The sequence below is a fragment of the Saliniramus sp. genome (genome assembly GCF_035311605.1).
Taxonomy (GTDB): domain Bacteria; phylum Pseudomonadota; class Alphaproteobacteria; order Rhizobiales; family Beijerinckiaceae; genus Saliniramus.
In genome coordinates this window covers 1-3,565 of sequence record NZ_DATGCW010000045.1, presented here as the reverse complement: position 1 = coordinate 3,565, position 3,565 = coordinate 1, and the positions used below count along the sequence as shown (strand labels likewise).

At 66.8% G+C, this 3,565-nt stretch carries 4 protein-coding genes; 3 read left to right on the top strand and 1 reads right to left on the bottom strand.

Annotation, left to right across the window (positions count from 1 at the left end):
• The 3 genes from VKP01_RS02235 to VKP01_RS02225 form a co-directional block, all read left to right on the top strand.
• Positions 1-788 (top strand): sensor histidine kinase (locus VKP01_RS02235; protein ID WP_324410007.1); only part of this gene is annotated, 788 nt, incomplete at its 5' end.
• Between the two features lie 32 nt (positions 789-820).
• Entirely contained in the window at positions 821-1,435 is a 615-nt protein-coding gene (locus tag VKP01_RS02230; protein WP_324410006.1) for a response regulator transcription factor, read from the top strand.
• Between the two features lie 108 nt (positions 1,436-1,543).
• Positions 1,544-3,283, top strand: a complete 1,740-nt coding sequence (locus VKP01_RS02225; RefSeq protein WP_324410005.1) for an NADH-ubiquinone oxidoreductase-F iron-sulfur binding region domain-containing protein — start codon at positions 1,544-1,546, stop codon at positions 3,281-3,283.
• 9 nt (positions 3,284-3,292) lie between these two features.
• Here VKP01_RS02225 and VKP01_RS02220 read toward each other — a convergent pair.
• Positions 3,293-3,565 (bottom strand): retropepsin-like aspartic protease family protein (locus tag VKP01_RS02220; RefSeq protein ID WP_324410004.1); only part of this gene is annotated, 273 nt, incomplete at its 5' end.

Sequence of the window (3,565 nt, the reverse complement as noted above, 5' to 3'; positions counted from 1 at the left end):
GCAAGGATACGGAGCGGCGGCTGAACGAGTTGCAGGCCGATCTTATCCGCCTCGCCCGGGTTTCGGCGCTGGACGAGATGGGTTCGGCGCTCGCCCACGAGCTGAACCAGCCGCTCACCGCGATCCTGCTCTATCTGCAGGCGGTGGGTCGTGAGTTTTCCCGGGCGCGCGAAAGCGGCCATACAGAGCAGACGGACGAGCGCGCGCGCACCATCCTCGACAAGGCGCGACACGAAGCCCAGCGCGCCGGCCAGATCATCCAGCGCATCCGCTCGCTGGTGGAGAAACGCGGCCCCGAGCGCAAGCGCGTCGCTCTCAATGCCATCATCGACGATGCCGTCGATCTCACCACTCTGGGCCAGGATCGGGGGATCATCGTGGCCCGCGATTATCATCCCGAATTGCCGGAGATCGAGGTCGACCCGGTGCAGATCCAGCAAGTCGTGGTCAATCTGGTGCGCAATGCCTATGAGGCCGTGAAGGGCCGCAAGGGCGGGCGGATCGATATCAACACGAGTATCGAGGATCGTTGCGTGGTGCTCACCATCGCCGATAACGGGCCGGGCATTCCCGCCGACAAGGTCGATGACCTGTTCCAGGCCTTCAAGACCGGCAAGCGCAGCGGCATGGGGCTCGGGTTGGCGATCTCGCGGACCATTGCCCAGACCCATGGCGGCGACCTCACGGTCGATCCGGGTGGTGCGGGACGGGGTGCGTCATTCATGGTACGGTTGCCGTTGCCGGCGCCGGGGTCGCAGGACGATGTCCTGCACGAAACAACGCCGTGAGGCGGCAATGTATTGGGGAGCGTGAGGATATCATGACCGATGAAGTGCTCGATATCGCCGTCGTCGACGATGATCCGCCGGTGCGCGACTCGCTGATGACCATTTTCGAGATCGAAGGCTGGCGGGTGCGCACCTATCCGGATGGCGACAGCTTCCTGGCCGAGGCCAAACGGCAGAAATTCGATTGCGTGATTCTCGACGTGCACATGCCGGGCCGCTCCGGTCTCGAAGTGCTCGAAGCGCTTGGCGGGCATCATTACGCGCCGCCGGTCTTCGTGATCTCCGGCCAGGGCGATATCCCCATGGCCGTGACGGCGATCAAGAACGGCGCACATGACTTCCTCGAGAAACCCTTCGATGCCGACGAGGTGATCGCTGCCGTGCGCGAGGCGGTGGAAGCCACGCGCAAGCGCGCTGCACAGGGCAATGACAAGCTCAGCCTGAACTTCACCGGCGCCGACAGCCTCACCCCGCGCGAGAAGGACGTGCTGGCCCAGATCGCCCATGGGGCTTCCAACAAGGAAGCCGGGCGCACGCTCGGCATCAGCCCGCGCACCATCGAGGTGCATCGTGCCCGCATCATGGAGAAGCTGGGCGCGCGCAACACCGCCGATCTGGTGCGCATCGTCTTCACCGATGGCGGCTGAAGGCGCACTTGTGTCGCCTGCGGGCAGGTGCGACCGTCGCACGGTCTTACCCTTTTCGCATGATGCTCGGGTGAGCGCGAATCGGTACGGCTGACGCGGGAGGCGTGAATGAGCCAGGGCGAGACGGGCCGCAGCAATGGTGATGATGCTGGAGCGGTGCGGAGCAGGAAACGCCCCGGATTGCGTCCCAAACTGCGCCCAAAGGGCCGCGCCCTCGATCATGATGCGCTCGCCCGGGTGCGAGGCCTCCTCGCCGGAATGCCGCGACGGCGCGATCTTCTGATCGAGGCGCTGCACCGCCTGCAGGACGGGATCGGCCATCTCGCGGCACCGGATCTGCGCGCGCTTGGGGAGGAATTCTCGATCCCGCAGGCGGAAATCTTCGAGGTGGCGAGTTTCTACCACCATTTTGATATCGTGAAGGAAGGCGAGACCCCGCCGCCGGCGCTGACCATCCGCGTCTGCGACAGTGTCGCCTGCATGATCGCCGGCGCCGAGGCGCTCGCCACCGCGCTCGAAGCCAGCGTTGATCCGCAGACGATCCGTATCCAGCGCGTGCCCTGTATCGGGCGCTGCGCCGAGGCGCCCGCCGTGCATGTCGGCACCCGCGCCATCGCGCCCGCGACGACGGAGAGCGTGCGCGCAGCGATCGCGGCGGATGATATATGCGAGCCCGTTCCCGTCCATGCCATCGATCTGGCTGCCTATCGCGCCGCCGGCGGCTATGCCCTGCTGGAGGCCTGTCTTGCAGGGGAAAAGACGCCGGAGGCGATCATCGCCATGCTCTCCGATGCCGGGCTGCGCGGCCTCGGCGGCGCCGGATTTCCCGCCGGGCGCAAATGGGAATTCGTGCGTGCCGCGCCGGCCCCGCGCATCGTCACCGTCAATGCCGATGAGGGCGAGCCGGGCACATTCAAGGATCGTTACCATCTCGAACGCGATCCGCATCGCATGATCGAGGGCGCGCTGATCGCCGCCTGGGCAGTGGGCGCCGAGCGCATTGTGATCTATCTGCGCGATGAATATGCCGGCGTGCGCGCGCTTCTGGAGCGCGAGATCGCTTCCCTGCGCGAAGCCGGGCTGGATTCCCACGCGCCGATCGACCTGCGGCGCGGGGCCGGGGCCTATATCTGCGGTGAGGAGAGCGCCATGCTCGAATCGATTGAAGGCAAGCGTGGCCTGCCCCGCCACCGCCCGCCCTATATCGCGACGAAGGGCCTGTTCGGGCACCCCACCCTCAACCACAATGTCGAAACCCTGTTCTGGCTGCGAGACATCATCGAGGAGGGGCCAGCCTGGTTCGCGGGTCATGGAAGGCGCGGGGCGAAGGGATTTCGTTCGTTCTCGGTTTCGGGGCGCGTGCGCGATCCCGGCGTCAAGCAGGCGCCGGCGGGGATTACCGTCAACGAGCTGATCGCGGAATATTGCGGCGGCATGCAGGAGGGCCATGCGCTCGCCGCCTGGCTTCCCGGCGGCGCCTCGGGCGGAATTCTGCCCGCGTCACTGGCAGACGAGCCGCTGGATTTCGGCCTGCTCGACCGGCACGGCGCCTTCGTCGGCTCGCATGCGATCGTGGTCTTCTCCGATCACGATGATCTGCGCAATGTCGCGCTCAATCTGATGCGCTTCTTCCGCCACGAGAGCTGCGGCCAGTGCACGCCCTGTCGCGCGGGGACGCAGAAGATCGTGCAGCTCCTCGAAGACGGGCGCTGGGAGGCGCCGCTTCTCGATGATCTCGCGCTGGTCATGCGCGACGCATCGATCTGCGGGCTCGGCCAGGCGGCGGCCAACCCGGTGACGAGCATCCTGCGGCATTTCCCCGAACGCGCGCCGCAATCAACGCGCTGACGCGCCGCGTCAGCCGCGCAGCCAGAGCGCCCCGTCGCGCACCTCGAAACCGCGCAGGCGGCGCAGGACGCTCATGCCCAGAAGGTTCTTGCCGAGTTGTGCGTCGGGCATGATCACGGCTTCGACGTCATGCAGGATGATCGGGCCGAGGCGGAATTCGCGGATCGTGGCACCATGCGCCTCGACGACGCCGTTGGCGGTCGAGAGGCGGTGAGGCGCGCGGGCGCGGTCGATCTGCAGGCCGGCGGCGCGGGCATCGCTCTCGCGCAGGGCGACGATGCT